The organism is Stutzerimonas sp. LR2, from assembly GCF_055755175.1.
The window spans coordinates 204,924-222,350 of the sequence record NZ_JBVTRR010000001.1; the positions used below are offsets into that span (position 1 = coordinate 204,924).

Annotated in this window: 17 protein-coding genes; 3 read left to right on the plus strand and 14 right to left on the minus strand. The window is 66.7% G+C overall.

Going from position 1 to position 17,427, the window contains the following annotated elements:
• The first annotated feature begins 7 nt into the window (after nt 1-7).
• Nucleotides 8-1,285 carry a tetratricopeptide repeat protein gene (locus tag ACVRRC_RS00965; RefSeq protein ID WP_472996519.1) on the plus strand — a complete coding sequence of 426 codons (1,278 nt, stop codon included), beginning with the start codon at nt 8-10 and terminating at the stop codon, nt 1,283-1,285.
• A 51-nt stretch (nt 1,286-1,336) separates the two neighbouring features.
• Here the strand turns inward: ACVRRC_RS00965 and ACVRRC_RS00970 are convergent, their stop codons facing one another.
• Genes ACVRRC_RS00970 through ACVRRC_RS00985 form a run of 4 tightly spaced genes read right to left on the minus strand, consistent with a single transcriptional unit; the run spans nt 1,337 to nt 4,339 of the window.
• Nucleotides 1,337-1,954, minus strand: coding sequence for a TPM domain-containing protein (locus tag ACVRRC_RS00970; RefSeq protein ID WP_011911684.1), 618 nt, complete (start codon nt 1,952-1,954; stop codon nt 1,337-1,339).
• A gap of 18 nt (nt 1,955-1,972) precedes the next feature.
• Nucleotides 1,973-2,725, minus strand: coding sequence for a TPM domain-containing protein (locus ACVRRC_RS00975; protein WP_013981578.1), 753 nt, complete (start codon nt 2,723-2,725; stop codon nt 1,973-1,975).
• The gene (locus tag ACVRRC_RS00980) at nt 2,722-3,345 is read right to left on the minus strand and encodes a LemA family protein (protein WP_017246143.1); all 624 of its coding nucleotides are present in this window, start codon (nt 3,343-3,345) and stop codon (nt 2,722-2,724) included. Before ACVRRC_RS00980 ends, ACVRRC_RS00975 begins: the two co-directional genes overlap by 4 nt.
• Nucleotides 3,346-3,391: 46 nt before the next feature.
• Nucleotides 3,392-4,339: a LysR family transcriptional regulator gene (locus tag ACVRRC_RS00985; protein ID WP_019407005.1), complete on the minus strand. Its 948-nt coding sequence runs from the start codon at nt 4,337-4,339 to the stop codon at nt 3,392-3,394.
• Between the two features lie 101 nt (nt 4,340-4,440).
• Between ACVRRC_RS00985 and ACVRRC_RS00990 the strand changes: the two genes are divergently transcribed.
• Nucleotides 4,441-5,454 carry a zinc-binding alcohol dehydrogenase family protein gene (locus ACVRRC_RS00990; RefSeq protein WP_061373846.1) on the plus strand — a complete coding sequence of 338 codons (1,014 nt, stop codon included), beginning with the start codon at nt 4,441-4,443 and terminating at the stop codon, nt 5,452-5,454.
• 17 nt (nt 5,455-5,471) lie between these two features.
• On the opposite strand, the gene ACVRRC_RS00995 is transcribed toward ACVRRC_RS00990, so the two are convergent.
• Nucleotides 5,472-6,695 carry a CaiB/BaiF CoA transferase family protein gene (locus ACVRRC_RS00995; RefSeq protein ID WP_472996756.1) on the minus strand — a complete coding sequence of 408 codons (1,224 nt, stop codon included), beginning with the start codon at nt 6,693-6,695 and terminating at the stop codon, nt 5,472-5,474.
• Between the two features lie 65 nt (nt 6,696-6,760).
• Nucleotides 6,761-7,942 carry an acyl-CoA dehydrogenase gene (locus tag ACVRRC_RS01000; protein ID WP_111481758.1) on the minus strand — a complete coding sequence of 394 codons (1,182 nt, stop codon included), beginning with the start codon at nt 7,940-7,942 and terminating at the stop codon, nt 6,761-6,763.
• 174 nt (nt 7,943-8,116) lie between these two features.
• On the opposite strand from ACVRRC_RS01000, the gene ACVRRC_RS01005 reads away from it, so the two are divergent.
• The gene (locus tag ACVRRC_RS01005; protein ID WP_279643130.1) at nt 8,117-9,019 is read left to right on the plus strand and encodes a LysR family transcriptional regulator; all 903 of its coding nucleotides are present in this window, start codon (nt 8,117-8,119) and stop codon (nt 9,017-9,019) included.
• A gap of 147 nt (nt 9,020-9,166) precedes the next feature.
• On the opposite strand, the gene ACVRRC_RS01010 is transcribed toward ACVRRC_RS01005, so the two are convergent.
• The 8 genes from ACVRRC_RS01010 to glcF form a co-directional block, all read right to left on the minus strand.
• On the minus strand, nt 9,167-9,541 hold the full coding sequence (locus ACVRRC_RS01010; protein ID WP_020306777.1) for an SCP2 sterol-binding domain-containing protein: 375 nt from the start codon (nt 9,539-9,541) through the stop codon (nt 9,167-9,169).
• Nucleotides 9,542-9,683: 142 nt separating this feature from the next.
• Nucleotides 9,684-9,956, minus strand: a complete 273-nt coding sequence (locus ACVRRC_RS01015; protein ID WP_003283322.1) for an HU family DNA-binding protein — start codon at nt 9,954-9,956, stop codon at nt 9,684-9,686.
• 149 nt (nt 9,957-10,105) lie between these two features.
• The gene (locus ACVRRC_RS01020; RefSeq protein ID WP_243363764.1) at nt 10,106-11,290 is read right to left on the minus strand and encodes an FAD-dependent oxidoreductase; all 1,185 of its coding nucleotides are present in this window, start codon (nt 11,288-11,290) and stop codon (nt 10,106-10,108) included.
• Nucleotides 11,291-11,325: 35 nt separating this feature from the next.
• Complete coding sequence (gene rd, locus ACVRRC_RS01025) at nt 11,326-11,493, minus strand: rubredoxin (RefSeq protein ID WP_011911673.1); 168 nt, start codon at nt 11,491-11,493, stop codon at nt 11,326-11,328.
• 114 nt (nt 11,494-11,607) lie between these two features.
• Entirely contained in the window at nt 11,608-13,311 is a 1,704-nt protein-coding gene (locus ACVRRC_RS01030; protein ID WP_197860978.1) for an L-lactate permease, read from the minus strand.
• Nucleotides 13,312-13,527: 216 nt separating this feature from the next.
• Nucleotides 13,528-15,708, minus strand: a complete 2,181-nt coding sequence (locus ACVRRC_RS01035) for a malate synthase G (RefSeq protein ID WP_472996520.1) — start codon at nt 15,706-15,708, stop codon at nt 13,528-13,530.
• A gap of 20 nt (nt 15,709-15,728) precedes the next feature.
• Complete coding sequence (locus ACVRRC_RS01040; RefSeq protein ID WP_011911670.1) at nt 15,729-16,133, minus strand: heme-binding protein; 405 nt, start codon at nt 16,131-16,133, stop codon at nt 15,729-15,731.
• A 73-nt stretch (nt 16,134-16,206) separates the two neighbouring features.
• Nucleotides 16,207-17,424, minus strand: coding sequence for a glycolate oxidase subunit GlcF (gene glcF / locus ACVRRC_RS01045; RefSeq protein ID WP_343427057.1), 1,218 nt, complete (start codon nt 17,422-17,424; stop codon nt 16,207-16,209).
• Nucleotides 17,425-17,427 lie beyond the last annotated feature (3 nt).

Below are 17,427 nucleotides of genomic sequence, written 5' to 3' on the forward strand. Positions count from 1 at the left end.
TAGAACAATGAAAGACGCACACGGGTACCAACTGACCGGCTGCAACGGCGCGGCGCAGGCCCTGCTCGACCAGGCGCTGGCGCAATTCCGCTGCCTGCACGCCGCCTCGCTGGCAACCACCGAGGCCGCGCTGCAGGCCTCGCCTGAACTGGTGATGGGCCATGTCCTGCACGCCTGGCTCTATCTGCTTGGCACGGAGGCAGCTGCCCTCCCGGTGGCCCGGGCCTCGCGTGACCGCGCCCTGGCCTTGCCACACAACGAGCGGGAAGCCCGTCACCTGCACGCCCTGGGGCTGCTCATGGATGGCCGCTGGTACGCCGCCGGCCGCGCGCTGGAAGACCTCAGCGTCGACTACCCCCACGACCTGCTCGCCCTGCAGGCCGGCCACCAGATCGACTTCTTCACCGGCGACGCCCGCATGCTGCGCGACCGCATCGCCCGCGTACTGCCGGACTGGTCGCTGGAAATGCCGGGCTACCACGCCCTGCTCGGGCTGTACGCGTTCGGCCTCGAGGAAAGCGGCGACTACCGCCTTGCCGAGCGCCTGGGCCGTGAAGCGGTGGCACTGCAGCCCGACGATGCCTGGGCCCAGCACGCCGTTGCGCATGTACTGGAAATGCAGGGGCGGCGCGAGGAAGGCATCGCCTGGATACGCGGCAATCCGGCCTGGCAGCAGGACAGCATGCTCGCCGTGCACAACTGGTGGCACCTGGCGCTGCACCATCTGGAAATGGACGACTTCGACAGCGTCCTGGCCCTGTTCGACGGCCCGCTGAACGGCCACGGCAGCACCCTGGCGCTGGAGCTGATCGACGCCAGCGCGCTGCTGTGGCGCCTGCAGCTGCGCGGGGTGGAGGTCGGCCAGCGCTGGTCCGGCGTGGCCGAGCGCTGGGCGGCGATGGCCGCGGATGGCTGCTACGCCTTCAACGACTTCCATGCGGCGATGGCCTTCGCCTGCGCCGGTCGCGACGACCTGCTCGACCTGTTGCACGACGCACAGCGGCGGGCCTGCGGGCGCGCTGACGACAATGCACGCTTTACCGCCCTGGTCGGCGCTCCGGGAGTCGAGGCGGTCGAAGCCTTCGTCGAGGGCGACCATGCGCGCTGCGTCGATCGGCTGCGGGGCATCCGCAATCAGGCGCAGCTGTTCGGCGGCAGCCACGCCCAGCGAGACCTGATCGACCAGACGCTGATCGTCGCCACCCAGCGTGCGGGCCAGCAGGGTCTCGCTCGTGCGTTGCAGCGCGAGCGCCTGATGCTGGCCGAGCAGCGGCGCATGCAGTGAAGGAAGGGAGTGACGGGGAGAGGCAATGCACGCCTCTCCCCTTGCGTGACGCTAAGGCAGCAGCACCAGGCGGTTGGGCAGTTCGTTGCGCTCGTGGGTCTTGGGTACATGCTGCGCCAGCAGTGCACCGCTGGCTTCGATGCAACCGAGGAAACCTTCGAGCACCTGTCCCTGCTTCACCCGCTCGGTGAAGCAGCCGACGATGGATTCCCAGGCGGCGTTGTCGATGCGGCTTGAGATACCGCGATCCACCAGGATTTCCACATAGCGTTCGGCTTCGGAGACGAAGATCAGCACGCCGGTATCGGCCTCGGTGTGGTGCAGATTGAGTTCGATGAACTGCCGCCGCGCCAGATTGCAGGCGCGCCAGCAGCGCACCGAACGCGGAATCAGTCGGCTGGTCACCCCGGGTAGCCTGAACAGCAGCGCCAGCACGATGAAGGTCGCCCATTGCACCAACAGCAGCTGCCAGGCGCTCAGCCAGCCGCTGAAGAACAGTAATGCACCAGGCAGCAGCAGCGCGATCAGGCTGGCCCAGAGCAGTGGGATGTAGTGGTAGTCGTCGGCCTGCGCGGCGAGCACCGTCACCAGTTCGGCGTCGGTGCTGCGCTCTACGCGCTCGATCGCCTCGGCCACCTGCCGCAGTTCGCTTTCGCTGAGTAAGGTCATCGTTCGTCCATCGTCCGTTTACCAGCCACCGGAAGCGCCGCCGCCACCGAAGCCACCACCGCCTCCACCGAAGCCTCCGCCGCCGAAACCGCCACCGCCAAAGCCACCTCCGCGCCCCATGCCACCGAGCAGCGCGCCGAGTAGCAGGGCGCGACGTCCACCGCCGCGACCGCCACGGCCACCGCCGAGCACGAAGATCGCCACCAGCATCAGGAAGAACGCCAGCACGCCGAAGCCACCGGGTTCCTGCTGGCCCATCGGCATGACCGGCCGCAGCTCCGCCGGCAGCGGATCGCCGCCGAGCACGGTGATGATCGCCTGCGTGCCTTCGGTGATGCCGGCCGTGAAGTCGCCGCGCTGGAAGGCCGGCGCGATGACCCGGTTGATGATCACCGAAGACTGCGCGTCGGTCAGGCGATCCTCCAGCCCGTAGCCGACCTCGATGCGGATCTTGCGGTCGTCACGGGCGACGATCAGCAGTGCGCCGTTGTCCTCGCCCTCCTGCCCGATACCCCAGGTGCGACCCAGCTCCAGGCCGAATTCCTCGATGCTGCGCCCGCCCAGGTCCGGTACGGTGACCACCACCACCTGCTCGCCGGTGGCCTGCTCGTGGGCCGCCAGCATGCTGGTCAGGCGCGCCTCGGCCTGGGTATCGAGCAATTCGGCGCGATCGACCACCCGACCGGTCAACGCCGGCAGCTCGGCCTGCTGCGCGAACAGGCTGCCGGCCCAGAGCAGCAGGGCCAGCAGCAGCGGAAACCGGCGCGTCATTGAAACTGCACTTGCGGCGCCTGCTCGGCGTTCTCGGCCGTCGCCTCGAAGTTCTCGCGGATCGGCATGTCGCTGTACATCAGCTTGTGCCAGATGCGGCCGGGAAAGGTGCGGATCTCGGTGTTGTAGCGCTCCACCGCTGCGATGAAGTCACGCCGGGCCACCGCGATGCGGTTCTCGGTGCCTTCGAGCTGTGATTGCAGGGCGAGGAAGTTCTGGTTGGATTTGAGCTCCGGGTAGCGCTCGGACACCGCCATCAGGCGGCTGAGGGCGCCGGTCAGCTGGTTCTGTGCCTGCTGGAACTGTTGCAGCTTCTGCGGATCGTCGAGGGTATTGGCATCGACCTGGATCGAGGTCGCCCGGGCCCGCGCCTCGACCACCGCGGTGAGGGTTTCCTGCTCCTGGCGCGCGAAGCCCTTGACCGTTTCGACCAGGTTGGGAATCAGGTCGGCGCGCCGCTGGTACTGGTTCTCTACCTGCGACCAGGCAGATTTCACCTGCTCGTCGTAACGCGGAATGTTATTGATGCCGCAGCCGGCCAGCAGCCAGGACATGAGGACGACAACCGCCAGTTGCCAGGTGTTTCGAAAACGCTGCGTCTGCATGATGCGCTTGTCCATTCTGTTAACCAGTACGCAGATAAGAATAGCCAAGGGCCATAAGAGTTCAGGCCGACGATGAAACTCCCTCCGCCGCACGCTGCGCCCACGGTGCCCTCGTCAGCAGGGCTGCACAACGCGCCTGCAGATGCTCGTGGAGCAGCCGTACCGGCTTGCTCAGCTGGGCCCGATGGGCGCAGAGCAGGCCCAGTGGCGCTGCTTCGCCGAGGCACTCCGGCAACAGCACCCGCAGGCGACCGGCCGTCACGTCATCGGCGATGTCCAGCCAGGACTTGTAGGCCAGCCCGAGGCCGGCCAGGGCCCAGCGTCGCACCACATCGGCATCATCGCTGACGCGGTCGCCACTGACCTGCACGGTGCGCGCGCGGCGCCCTTCCTGAAAGCACCAGCGGTCGTGCACGCGTCCGGCGAGCATGAAGCGCAGGCAGTTGTGCCCGGCCAGTTCGTCCAGCCGCTGCGGCGCGCCATGGCGCTGCAGGTAGGCCGGCGAAGCGCACAGCACCCGGCGATTGCCAGCCGCCACCGGCAGCGCCACCAGGCTGGAATCCTGCGGCTCACCGTAACGCAGGACCAGGTCCACCGGCTGCCGGAACAGGTCGGTCAACCCGTCGCCCAGCAGCAGGCGCAGCTGCAACTGCGGGTGGCGCGCCTGGAATTCGTCGAGCCAGGGCAGCAGAACGTTGCGACCGAAGTCCGATGGCGCCGACAGCTGCAGCACGCCGCGGATCGCCTCGCGCCCGCCAGCGAGGGTCTGGGCGCCCTCGTGCAGGCTGGCCAGTGCCGCCCGGGCATGCAGCAGATACGCCTCACCCTCGGCAGTCAAGCGCAGGCTGCGGGTGGAGCGCGCGAACAGTCGCGCCCCCAGGCTCGCCTCCAGGCGCTTCAAGGCCGCACTGGCCACCGCCGGCGACACGTCGAGCCCGCGCGCGGCCGCGGAAAGGCTACCGCTGTCGGCGGTGCGGACGAACAGCTGGAGGTCGTCGATACGCAGCATTTTCAAAATCCTGTTGAAAGAGCCTCGCTTATCACCCCGTTTTTCCGCCGAGTCAAATAGCTGAGCATGCCCTCCCAACCGAATCCATACGGAGCAACAGCATGAAAGCGGTCGCCTACTTCGAATCCCTCGCCATTGACGATCCCCGCGCGCTGCAGGACGTGGAACTGCCCGAGCCGGTACCCGGCCCGCGCGATCTACTGGTGGAGGTGCGCGCCATTTCGGTCAACCCGGTGGATACCAAGGTACGCCGCAACACGCAGCCCGAGGGCGGTCAGCCGAAGGTGCTGGGCTGGGACGTCGCCGGTGTGGTCGTCGGGGTGGGCAGCGAAGTCAGCCTGTTCAAGGTCGGCGACGAGGTGTTCTACGCAGGCTCCATCGCCCGCGCCGGCGGCAACAGCGAACGCCATCTGGTGGACGAGCGCATCGTCGGGCGCAAGCCGCGGAGCCTGAGCTTCGGCGAGGCCGCCGCACTGCCGCTGACCGCCATCACCGCCTGGGAGCTGCTGTTCGAACGCCTGCAACTGGTGGAAGGCCAGGGCGCCGGGCAGCAGTTGCTGATCGTCGGTGCCGCCGGCGGCGTCGGTTCGATCATGCTGCAGCTGGCCCGTCAGCTCACGAAGGTCAGCGTGATCGCCACCGCCTCGCGTCCGGAAACCCAGTCCTGGGCCCGCGAACTCGGCGCCCATCATGTCATCGACCATAGCCAGCCGTTGCACGCCGAGCTGCAGCGCGCCGGTTTCGCCAGCGTCAGCCATGTCGCCAGCCTGACCCAGACCGATCAGCATTTCGACCAGCTGGTCGAGGCACTGACGCCCCAGGGCCGCCTGGCGCTGATCGACGATCCGGCCCAGCCGCTGGACGTGATGAAGCTCAAGCGCAAGAGTCTGTCGCTGCACTGGGAGCTGATGTTCACCCGCTCACTGTTCGAGACGCCGGACATGATCGAGCAGCACCACCTGCTGCAGCGCGTCAGCCAGCTGGTCGATCTGGGCGTGCTGCGCACCACCCTCGGCGAGCACTTCGGCACCATCAACGCGGCCAACCTGCGCCGCGCCCATGCCCTGCTGGAAAGCGGCAAGGCCAAGGGCAAGATCGTGCTGGAAGGCTTCTGAGCTAGATAGCCTCCAGGCTAGACCACTCCGGCCGCGCGCAGGCCGGCGATCTGCTCGTCGCTCATGCCCAGCAGGCGCTGCAGCAGCGCCTCGCTGTGCTCGCCGAGCAGTGGTGGCGGGTTGCGGTACGCCACTGGCGAAGCGGACAGCCGCAGCGGGCTGGCCACCTGCGGCACGCGGTCGGCCAGCGGGTGCGGCATCTCCACGCTCAGCCCGCGATGCTGCACCTGCGGGTCGGCGAACACCTGCGCCAGGTCGTTGATCGGCCCGCAGGGCACGCCGGCCTGCTCCAGCGCACTGACCCATTCGGCCGTGGTGCGGAACACCGTGACCTGGCGGATCAGCGGAATCAGTTCGGCGCGATGTGCAACGCGCGCGCGATTGGTGGCGAAGCGGGCATCGGCCGCCCACTCGGGACGCCCGGCCACCTCGCAGAACTTGCGGAACTGACCGTCGTTGCCAACGGTGAGGATGATGTCGCCGTCGGCAGTGGGGAAATCCTGATAGGGCACGATGTTCGGATGGGCATTGCCCATGCGCCTGGGCGCCACGCCGGTGGTGAGATAGTTGAGCGCCTGGTTGCCGAGGCAGGCGACCTGCACGTCGAGCAGCGCCGTGTCGATATGCTGGCCCTCGCCGCTGCGTTCGCGATGTGCCAGCGCAGCGAGCACGCCAACGGTGGCGTACAGGCCGGTGAGGATATCGGTCAGCGCCACGCCGACCTTCACCGGCCCGGCGCCCTCCTCCGCATCGCTGCGGCCGGTCAGGCTCATCAGCCCGCCGAGGCCCTGGATCATGAAGTCGTAGCCGGCACGTGTGGCGTAGGGGCCGTCCTGGCCGAAACCGGTGATCGAGCAGTAGATCAGCCGCGGATTGATCGCCTTCAGGCTTTCGTAATCCAGCCCGTAGGCGGCCAGCCCGCCGACCTTGAAGTTCTCCAGCAGCACATCGCACTGCGCCACCAGCTCGCGGATGATGCGCTGGCCCTCGGGCCGGGTGAAGTCGACGGTCAGCGACTGCTTGTTTCGGTTGGCGGTCAGGTAATAGGCAGCCTCCGAGGTGTTCTCGCCGTGCTGGTCCTTGAGATAGGGCGGGCCCCAATGGCGGGTATCGTCGCCCGTGCCAGGGCGCTCGACCTTGATCACCTCGGCGCCGAGATCACCGAGGATCTGCCCGCACCAGGGCCCGGCGAGCACGCGCGACAGGTCGAGAACACGGATATGGGACAGGGCGCCGGGCATGGACGAAACCTCGAAGGCTATTGGACGGAGCAAGCACCCTCTCCTCCTGGGAGAGGGGTGCAGTTTCAGAAGAACGCCTGAATGCCTGTCTGCGCACGGCCGAGGATCAGTGCATGCACGTCATGGGTGCCCTCGTAGGTGTTCACCACCTCCAGGTTGACCAGGTGCCGGGCCACGCCGAACTCGTCGCTGATGCCATTGCCGCCCATCATGTCGCGCGCCATGCGCGCCACGTCGAGCGCCTTGCCGCAGCTGTTGCGCTTCATGATCGAGGTGATTTCCACCGCGGCGGTGCCCTCGTCCTTCATGCGGCCCAGGCGCAGGCAACCCTGCAGGGCCAGGGTGATCTCGGTCTGCATGTCGGCCAGTTTCTTCTGGATCAGCTGGTTGGCCGCCAGCGGCCGGCCGAACTGCTGGCGGTCGAGCACGTACTGGCGCGCGGTGTGCCAGCAGAACTCGGCGGCGCCCAGTGCGCCCCAGCTGATGCCGTAGCGGGCACTGTTCAGGCAGGTGAACGGGCCCTTCAGCCCGCGCACGTCGGGGAAGGCGTTCTCTTCCGGGCAGAACACGTTTTCCATGACGATCTCGCCGGTGATCGAGGCGCGCAGACCGACTTTTCCGTGAATCGTCGGGGCGGACAACCCTTCCCAGCCCTTTTCCAGCACGAAGCCGCGAATCTCGCCGGCGTCATCCTTGGCCCAGACCACGAAGACATCGGCGATCGGGCTGTTGGTGATCCACATCTTGCTGCCGGATAGGCGATAGCCGCCGTCGACCTTTTTCGCCCGGGTGACCATCGAGCCAGGGTCGGAGCCGTGGTTCGGCTCGGTGAGGCCGAAGCAGCCGATGTATTCGCCGCTGGCCAGCTTGGGCAGGTACTTCTGCCTGGTCGCCTCGTTGCCGAACTCGAAGATCGGCACCATCACCAGCGAGGACTGCACGCTCATCATCGAGCGGTAGCCCGAATCGATGCGCTCGACCTCGCGGGCGATCAGGCCGTAGCACACGTAGTTCAGCCCGCTGCCGCCGTAGGCTTCCGGAATGGTCGCGCCGAGCAGACCGGTCTCGCCCATCTCGCGAAAGATCGCCGGATCGGTGCGCTCATGGCGGAAGGCTTCCAGCACCCGCGGCGCCAGCTTGTCGGCGGCGAACTGCGCGGCGCTGGCCTGCACCATGCGCTCTTCCTCGGTCAGCTGCTGGTCGAGCAGCAGCGGGTCGATCCAGTTGAAGCTTGCTTTGCCGGCCATTCGGGAGGCTCCTCTTGTTGTCTTCGGCACCGCGGGCGCGGGGCGGGATGAGCTGATCCTAGGCGCCGCAACGGTGCGTCGCAAACGAGGATTTCGCACCAAACTGTGCGTTTCGCTCACTCCGAGATAAGCTCCTTGGCCATTGTGAGGCTTATCCCGTGAGGTCTTTGCATAATGCGCCGCAAGATTCCCAGCACCGCCGCGCTGATCGCCTTCGAGGCCGCTGCCCGCCATGAGAGCTTCACCCGCGCGGCCGACGAGCTGGCGCTGACCCAGAGCGCCATCTGCCGGCAGATCGGCGGGCTGGAGGAATTCCTCGGCCTGGCGCTGTTCCGTCGTTCGCGGCGCGGCGTGAAGCTCACCGCCGCCGGCCAGTCCTACGCCCGCCGCATCGCAGCGCAGCTGGACGCGGTGGAGCGCGACACGCTGTCGGTGATGGGCCAGCAGGGCGCGATGAGCCTGCAGCTGGCCGTGGTGCCGACCTTTGGCACCCAGTGGCTGGTGCCGCGCCTCAGGCATTTTCAGGCGCTGCATCCGGATATCACGGTGAACCTGACCAACCGCACCCGGCCCTTTCTCTTTGCCGATACCGAGTTCGATGCCGCCATCTACTTCGGCGATGCCGACTGGTCCGGTACCGAGGCGCACTACCTGATGCCCGAGGACCTGCAGCCCGTCTGCAGCCCCGCCCTGCTGGGCGACGGTCAGCCGTTCACGACCCAAGCCCTGGCCGAACTGCCGCTGCTGCAGCAGACCACCCGACCCTATGCCTGGCGGCAGTGGTTCGATTCACTGGGGTTGAAAGTCGCCCGCGACATGACCGGCCCGCGGCTGGAGCTGTTCTCCATGCTGGCGCAGGCGGCCGAGCACGGCATGGGGGTAGCGCTGATTCCGCCGTTCCTGATCCAGCGGGAACTGGCCGAGGGGCGGCTGGTGCTGGCGCATCCCCACGCCTATCGCAGCGAGACGCGGGCGTACTACCTGATGATTCCGGAGCGCAAGGTGGAGTCGGCGGGGCTGGTGGCGTTTCGGGACTGGCTGAAGGATGAGGCGAGGGTCTGGCGGGAGGGGGCGTAGGAAGGTGTAGGAATCTGGCACCGGGAAGGCGGCAGGGTGGAAGCCGCGCAGCGTTTTCCACCACAGGTGGCGTGCAGGCTTGGGTCTGACGAGCCGGGTGCCGGACATCCAGAAATGAGCGCGCCGAATCGCGGGCTCAGGGCGACACTACTTCTTCTTTTTCGGCTTCAGGTATTTGGTCAGCCCCTGGAACCACATCACCAGCGCCGGGTTCCCCTGGATCTGGATGTCCTTGTTCTGAATCCCCTGCATGAACGCCAGCTGCTTGTTCTTCGCCGTCATGGTGGCGAAGCCATAGGCGGCATCCTTGAACCCCAGGGAGAACGCCGGCTCGCTCGCCGGGCCGCGCTTGCTGGTGACGCGCTGGTCTTTCACCACGAAGTGCCGGGCGACCTTGCCATCCAAGGTGTGCAGCTGAAAGGTCAGATCCTTGTCGCCCAGCTGCTGCTGGAACTCGGGGTTGGTGCGGCTGGCCTTGGCCATCAGGCGGCCCAGCATCCAAAGCAGAAAGCGGAATTTCATGACGTGTTGTCCCGACCGGTACGAGAGGAAGGCCGCATTGTAGTGGCTTGGTCGGCGGGGGGAAGGACGGGTACGAACGGGTCCGGGGAAGACCAGTCGGTCAGGTTTACCCGGAGCCGATCGGCTCCGGGTCGGCGCAGCGTCAGTTGACGGCGTCTTTGAGCATCTTGCCCGGTTTGAACGCGACGGTATTGCTGGCCTTGATGGTGACCGGTTGCCCGGTCTGCGGGTTTTTCCCGGTGCGGGCGCCACGGTGGCGCTGAACGAAGGTGCCGAAACCGACCAGGGTGACGCTGTCCTTGCGGTTCAGCGCATTGGTGATTTCATCCAGCACGGCGTTGAGTACGCGATTGGCCTGGTCCTTGGACAGATCAGCCTTCTCGGCAATGGCTGCGGCGAGTTCCGGTTTACGCATTGGGAGCCTCTGAGACGTTTTTGTTGTTGTGTCCGTACTGTTCACAAGAACAGCGCTAAAGGCGCTGCAACAGCTCTAGGCTGGGGCAGACCCATGGAGAATGGCACGGCGCTAGCACCTGCGCCAGTCCCCGCGGACGCCCTGCAAGCTCAGTTGGGGGACTTTAGCGACAGAATTTGCGGTAGTTCCGCCAATACCGGTGGCAACTGCTTGTTCAGCGCCAGTCGCTCCTGCACCGCCGCGCCGGTCAACGCGTAGCCGAGCAACTCTCCGCAAGCCCCGAGATAGAGCGCCTTGACGTCGTTGCCCCGGGCCTCGACGGACCAGCTGCCGGCACTGCCCACGGCGGGCATCGAGACCACTACCGGACAGGCCGGGGTCTTCACGGTTACCGGCATGGGGCCATAACTGACAAAGGTCGGATTGCCAAACAGCGTTTTAGCCAAGGCCCGTGCGCCGGCCATCAGCGGCATCACGTAGAGCAGGCTGAGCCCTTCCACCTCGGCGCAATCGCCCAGGGCATAGACGTGCTCCGCCGAGGTCTTGAGCAGGCGATCGACGACGATGCCGCGCTTGACCTCAAGCCCCGCCTCGGCGGCCAGCTCGGTACGCGGCCGCAGGCCGACGGCACTGACCACCAGATCGCAGGCCCGCTGCGAGCCGTCGGACAGGGTCGCCTGCAGACCGTCGGTGCTGCGCTGCAGGCGCTCCAGCGTGGCCCCGAGATGAAAGCGCGCGCCGATGCCCTCCAGGCCGCGCTTCACCGCCTCGGCGGCCTGCAGCGGCAGCAGGCCCGGCATGACCTGCTCGCTGGGGGCGACCAGATCCACCTCGTGGCCGCCCTGCAGCAGGTCGTTGGCGAACTCGCAGCCGATCAACCCGGCGCCGAGGATCAGCACGCGGCGTTTGCCGGCGGCAGCGGCACGGAAGCGTCCATAGTCGTGCAGGTCGTTGATCGGATAGACCGCATCCGCCGCATCGCCCGCCACCGGCACACGGATCGTCTGCGCGCCCCAGGCCAGCACCAGATCCCGGTAGGGCACCGGCTCGTTGCCGATCCAGACACGGCGGTGCGTCGGGTCCAGACGGGTGACGCGGGTGTGCGTGCGAATCTCCGCGTTCAGCTGCTCGGCCATGGCCCCGGCGGTGGCCATACCCAGGCTGTCGGCGTCCTTGTTGGCGGCGAAACCGGTGGACAGCAGTGGTTTGGAATAGGAACGACCGTCGTCGGCGGTGATCAGCAACAGCGGCGTCTGCGGGTCCAGCTTGCGGAACTCCCGCGCTAGGTTGTAACCGGCCAGGCCGGTGCCGATGATGACTACGGGTGCGCTCACGTCAGGTCCTCATGGGGTAGGTTGGCGAAACGGAATCAGCCGATGGCGATCATTTCGAAGTCCAGCTTGCCGACGCCGCAATCGGGGCAGACCCAGTCTTCCGGCACATCTTCCCAGGCCGTGCCGGGGGCGATGCCCTCTTCCGGCGCGCCCAGCGCTTCGTCATAGATGTAGCCGCACACCACACATTGCCATTTCTTCATGGGTAACCTCGATGTTCCGTCGACTGCGACGCACGCTATACCAGAACGGCGCGCCGCACCAACTGCACAAATGAAAACGGGCGGCCTGGGCCGCCCGTCAAACTACCGCCAGGCTTAGCCTGCGGCACCCACCAGCGGATCGCTGATACCCATCACGTAGAACCCGATCAGGCCGATGGTGCCGGCCACGATGAGGTAGTACAGGGTTGGCAGCATGGTCTTGCGCAGGGTGATCCCTTCGCGACCGAGCAGGCCGACGGTGGCCGAGGCCGCCACCACGTTGTGGATGGCGATCATGTTGCCCGCCGCCGCACCGACCGACTGCAGCGCCACCATCAGCGCACCGGACAGCCCCAGCAGGCCCGCGGTGTTGAACTGGAACTGCGACAGCATCAGGTTGGACACGGTGTTGGAACCGGCGATGAAGGCGCCCAGCGCACCGACCGCCGGCGCGAAGAACGGATAGACGTCACCCACGCTGTTGGCCACCAGCTGCGCCATGGCCACCGGCATGGACACCAGGTCGGAGCCGTTCACGCCCGAGTTGATCAGGATGCGCACCATCGGGATGGTGAAGATCAGCACGAAGCCCGCGCCGAGCAGGGTCTTGCTCGACTCGGAGATCGCCGCGCCCAGTTCCCGCGCGCTCATGCGATGCAGGAAGAAGGTGATCAGCACCACGATGCAGAGAATGCCACCGGGCAGGTACAGCGGCTCCAGCGTGCCGGAGACGCCGGTCTCACCGAGAATGTCCTTCCAGCCGAACGACAGCGACATCAGCAAGGCCTTGAAGTCCGGGAACACCCGCGAGGCCACCAGCAAGCCGGCCAGGATCAGGTACGGCGCCCAGGCCATCGGCACGGAAATCGGCGTCTTGCCGGCGACGTCCTCGATCTTCATCTCGATCTTGCCCATCCACTCGGATGGCCACTCGCTCGCCGGGGCAAAATCCCAGCTGTCCTTCGGCAGCAGGAAACCGGCCTTGGCCGCGGGCACGACGATGGCCAGACCGACCAGCGCACCGATCATCGACGGGAATTCCGGCCCGAGGAACACACCGGCCGCGGCATACGGGATGACGAAGGCCAGGCCGGTGAACACCGCGAACGGTGCGATTGCCAGGCCTTCGGTCCAGGATTTGTTGCGGCCGAAGTAGCGGGTCATGATGCTGACCATGATCAGCGGCATGAGAATCCCGCACAGCGCATGAATGATCGCGACGCGCGAGAAGATCAGGTGGAAGAACACCTCCCAGTTACTGCCCACCGCCGCCAGCTGCTCGCTGATGCCGGTCTTGTCCAGGCCGGCACCGACACCCACCAGAATCGGCGTGCCCACCGCACCGAAGGACACCGGCGTGGACTGCACCATCATCCCCATCACCACCGCCGCCAACGCCGGGAAGCCCAGCGCCACCATCAGCGGTGCCGCCACCGCCGCTGGCGTACCGAAGCCCGAGGCCCCCTCGATGAAGCAGCCGAACAGCCAGGCGACGATCAGCACCTGGACACGACGGTCAGGGCTGATGTTGGAGAAGCCACGCCGAATCGAACTGATCCCCCCGGAATGTTTCAGCGTGTTGAGCAGCAGGATCGCACCGAAGATGATCCAGAGGATCGCCGCGGTGAGGATCAGGCCCTGGAAGGTCGAGGCGATAACCCGGTTGAGGGTCATGTCCCAGGCCAGCAGGCCGATCAGCGCAGTGAGGACGAAAACCAGCGGCATGGCGTACTTGGCCGGCCAGCGAAAGCCGATCAGCAGCACACCCGCCAGCACCAGCGGCACGAAGGCCAGGATGGACAGTAGTGTTTGACTCATTTGTTGGGTCCCTGCGTTTTTTGTTGTGAACCACTTCTATTGTGTCCGGGCGTGCCCGGTGCTTCGCATGAAGCGCAGCCACGCGGTGCGCTTCCCGACGGCCCGGCCGAAGCCGTGCCGCTCATGCTCGAAAGCCCCGGGCGCCGTTGGACGCCTGGGGCTCCTGTCCTCACCGCGGGGGCCGAACCTCCGGCCGCACGCGGTTCCCCCTGTTCATCAGCCCTGGGCGGCCTTGAAGCGCTGGCGCCACTGGTGCAGCAGCGGCTCGGTATAACCGGACGGCTGCTCGCGGCCCTTGAACACCAGATCGGACGCCGCCTGGAAGGCGATCGACTGAGTGTAGTCGCTGGACATGGCGCGATAGAGCGGATCGCCGGCATTCTGCTGGTCGACCACCTTGGCCATGCGCTCCAGGGTTTCCTGCACCTGCTCGCGGCTGACCACGCCGTGGTGCAGCCAGTTGGCGATGTGCTGACTGGAGATGCGCAGGGTGGCGCGGTCCTCCATCAGGCCGACGTTGTGGATGTCCGGCACCTTGGAGCAACCGACGCCCTGCTCGACCCAGCGCACCACGTAGCCGAGGATGCCCTGGCAGTTGTTGTCCAGCTCCTGCTGCTTCTCCTCCGCGCTCCACTTGTCTTCGGCGACCACCGGGATGGTCAGCAGATCGTTGAGCAGCTGCTCGCGCTCGGCGGCCAGGTCGACCTTTTCCAGCTCGCTCTGCACGGCCTGCACGTTCACCTGGTGGTAATGCAGCGCATGCAGGGTGGCGCCGGTGGGCGACGGCACCCAGGCGGTGTTGGCGCCGGACTTCGGATGGCCGATCTTCTGCTCGAGCATGGCCGCCATCAGGTCCGGCATGGCCCACATGCCCTTGCCGATCTGCGCCTTGCCGCGCAGGCCGCAGGCCAGGCCGACCAGTACGTTGTTGCGCTCGTAGGACTGGATCCACGGGGTGGATTTCATGTCGCCCTTGCGCAGCACCGGTCCGGCTTCCATGCAGGTGTGCATCTCGTCGCCGGTACGGTCGAGGAAGCCCGTGTTGATGAACGCCACGCGGTGCTTGGCCGCGGCGATGCAGGCCTTGAGGTTGGCGCTGGTACGGCGTTCCTCGTCCATGATGCCCATCTTCAGGGTGTAGCGCGGCACACCGATGAGGTCCTCGACGCGACCGAACAATTCGTCGGCGAAGGCGACTTCCTTCGGCCCGTGCATCTTCGGCTTGACGATGTAGACGCTGCCGGTGCGCGAGTTGCCCTTGCGCTTGAGGTCATGCTTGGCGATCAGGCTGGTGAACACGCCGTCCATGATGCCTTCCGGGATCTCGCGGCCGTCTTCCAGCAGGATCGCCGGATTGGTCATCAGGTGACCGACGTTGCGGATGAACAGCAGCGAGCGGCCGTGCAGCTTCAGCTCGCCGCCGTTGGGCGCGCTGTATTCGCGGTCCGGATTCAGGCGGCGGACGAAGCTCGAGCTGCCCTTGGCCACTTCCTCGCTGAGGGTGCCCTGCACGATGCCCAGCCAGTTGCGGTAGGCCAGCACCTTGTCGTCGGCATCCACCGCGGCGACCGAATCTTCGCAGTCGAGAATGGTGGAAACCGCGGACTCGATCAGCAGGTCCTTCACGCCGGCGGCATCGGTCTGGCCGATCGGGCTGTTCGGGTCGATCTGGATCTCGATGTGCAGGCCGTTGTTCTTCAGCAGCACGGCCTTCGGCTCGACCGCTTCGCCCTGGAAGCCGACGAACTTCTCTGGCTGCTTGAGGCCGGTGACACTGCCGTTCTCCAGGGTGACCTTCAGCTGGCCGTCCTGCACGCGATAGGCGGTGGCGTCGGCGTGGCTGCCTTCGGCCAGCGGCGCGGCCTGATCGAGGAAGGTGCGTGCATAGGCGATGACCTTGGCGCCACGGACTTCGTTGTAGCCCGGGCCCTTCTGCGCACCGCCCTCTTCGGAGATGGCGTCGGTGCCGTAGAGCGCATCGTACAGCGAGCCCCAGCGGGCGTTGGCGGCGTTCAGCGCATAGCGCGCGTTCATGATCGGCACCACCAGCTGCGGGCCGGCCTGGGTGGCGATCTCGCTATCGACGTTGGCCGTCTCGATCTTCACCTCACCCGGCACCGGCAGCAGGTAGCCGATGGACTCGAGGAAGGCGCGGTAGGCCGCAATGTCCTTGATCGGGCCCGGATTGGCCTTGTGCCAGCTGTCCAGCTCGACCTGCATGCGATCGCGCTCGGCAAGCAGCTCACGGTTCTTCGGTGCCAGGTCGTGGACCAGGGTGTCCAGCCCCTGCCAGAAGGCGGCGGCTTCGATACCGGTGCCCGGCAGGACTTCGTCTTCGATGAATCGCTGCAGATTGGCCGCGACCTGCAGGCGGCCCAGGGTTACACGCTCGGTCATCTGTCGTTCTCCTTGTCTGTTCAGTTGGCCAGGGCGGCGACGCCGGCCTTGGCGATCTGGGCGTCCTGCGCGGCGGTCACGCCGGATACGCCGACCGAACCGATGACGTGGCCGTCGACCACCACCGGCACGCCGCCTTCCAGCGAGCAGACCACCGGCGCGGAGAGGAAGGCAGTGCGGCCGTTGTTGACCATGTCTTCATAGCCCTTGGTTTCGCGGCGACCGAGGGCCGAACTGCGGGCCTTCTCGGTGGCGATGTAGGAGGCGATCGGCGCGCAGCCGTCCAGACGCTCCAGCGCCAGCGGATGGCCGCCGTCGTCGGCGACGACGATGGTCACGGCCCAGCCGTTGGCCTGCGCTTCGGCACGGGCGGCGGCGAGGATGGTGGCGACTTCGGTCTGGCTCAGTACGGCTTTGCTTTTCATCTCGATTCTCCTGTCTTCGTATTTCGGTTGTTCGTTGGCCGCCCTGTCTGGGCGGCCGAACCATGAGGCATTGCTACTGCATCGATTCCTCGACCACTTCGATCCAGTGCTTGACCGGCGTGCGGCCGGCGCCATCGAGGTGGGTCTGGCAACCGATGTTGGCGGTGACGATCACTTCCGGCTTGCCGCTCTCCAGCGCGTTGAGCTTGTTGTCGCGCAGCTGGTGGGAAATCTCCGGCTGGGTGATCGAATAGCTGCCGGCCGAGCCGCAGCACAGGTGCGCATCGGGCACCGCAGTGAGCTGGTAGCCCAGACGGGTGAGCACGTCTTCGACCGCGCCGCCGAGCTTCTGTGCGTGCTGCAGGGTGCACGGGCAGTGAAAGGCCATGCGCTTGTCGGCACGCACGTCGAGCTTTTCCAGTTCGGCACTGCGCAGCACTTCGACCAGGTCCTTGGCCAGCTCGCTGACACGGGCGGCCTTGGCCGCGTAGGCCGGGTCGTCCCTGAGCAGATGGCCGTATTCCTTGACGAAGGCGCCGCAGCCGCTGGCCGTCTGCACGATGGCTTCGGCACCGGCCTCGATGGCCGGCCACCAGGCGTCGATATTGCGCCGCGCGCGGTCCAGGCCGGCCTCCTGGGCGTTGAGGTGGTAGTCCACCGCACCGCAACAGCCGGCCTCACGCGCCGGGCTGACGCTAATGCCCAGGCGGTCGAGCACCCGTGCAGCGGCGGCGTTGGTGTTCGGCGACAGGCTCGGCTGCACGCAGCCTTCGAGCATCAGCACGCGGCGGCTGTGCAGCACCTGCGGGCGTGGCTTGGCCGGGCGGATCTCGCGCGGCAGGTGATCCTTCAGCGAGGCCGGCATCAACGGCTTGAGCGCATTGCCGGCACCCAGCAGTGCCTTGAACAGGCCCGGTCGCGGGATCACCGTGCGCAGGCCGCCGCGCACGACGCGCTCGCCCAACGGGCGCTGCACCTGCTGCTCGATGAAGTCGCGGCCGATGTCCAGCAGGTTGTGGTACTTCACCCCGGACGGGCAGGTGGTCTCGCAGTTGCGGCAGGTCAGGCAGCGGTCCAGGTGCAGCTGGGTGCTCTCGGTCACCTCACCGCCCTCGAGCATCTGCTTCATCAGGTAGATCCGCCCGCGCGGGCCGTCCAACTCGTCGCCCAGCAGCTGGTAGGTCGGGCAGGTGGCGTTGCAGAAGCCACAGTGCACGCAGGAGCGCAGGATGCTTTCCGCTTCCTCGGCGCGCGGCAGTTTTTTCGCGGCTTCGCTCAGATTCGTTTGCATACG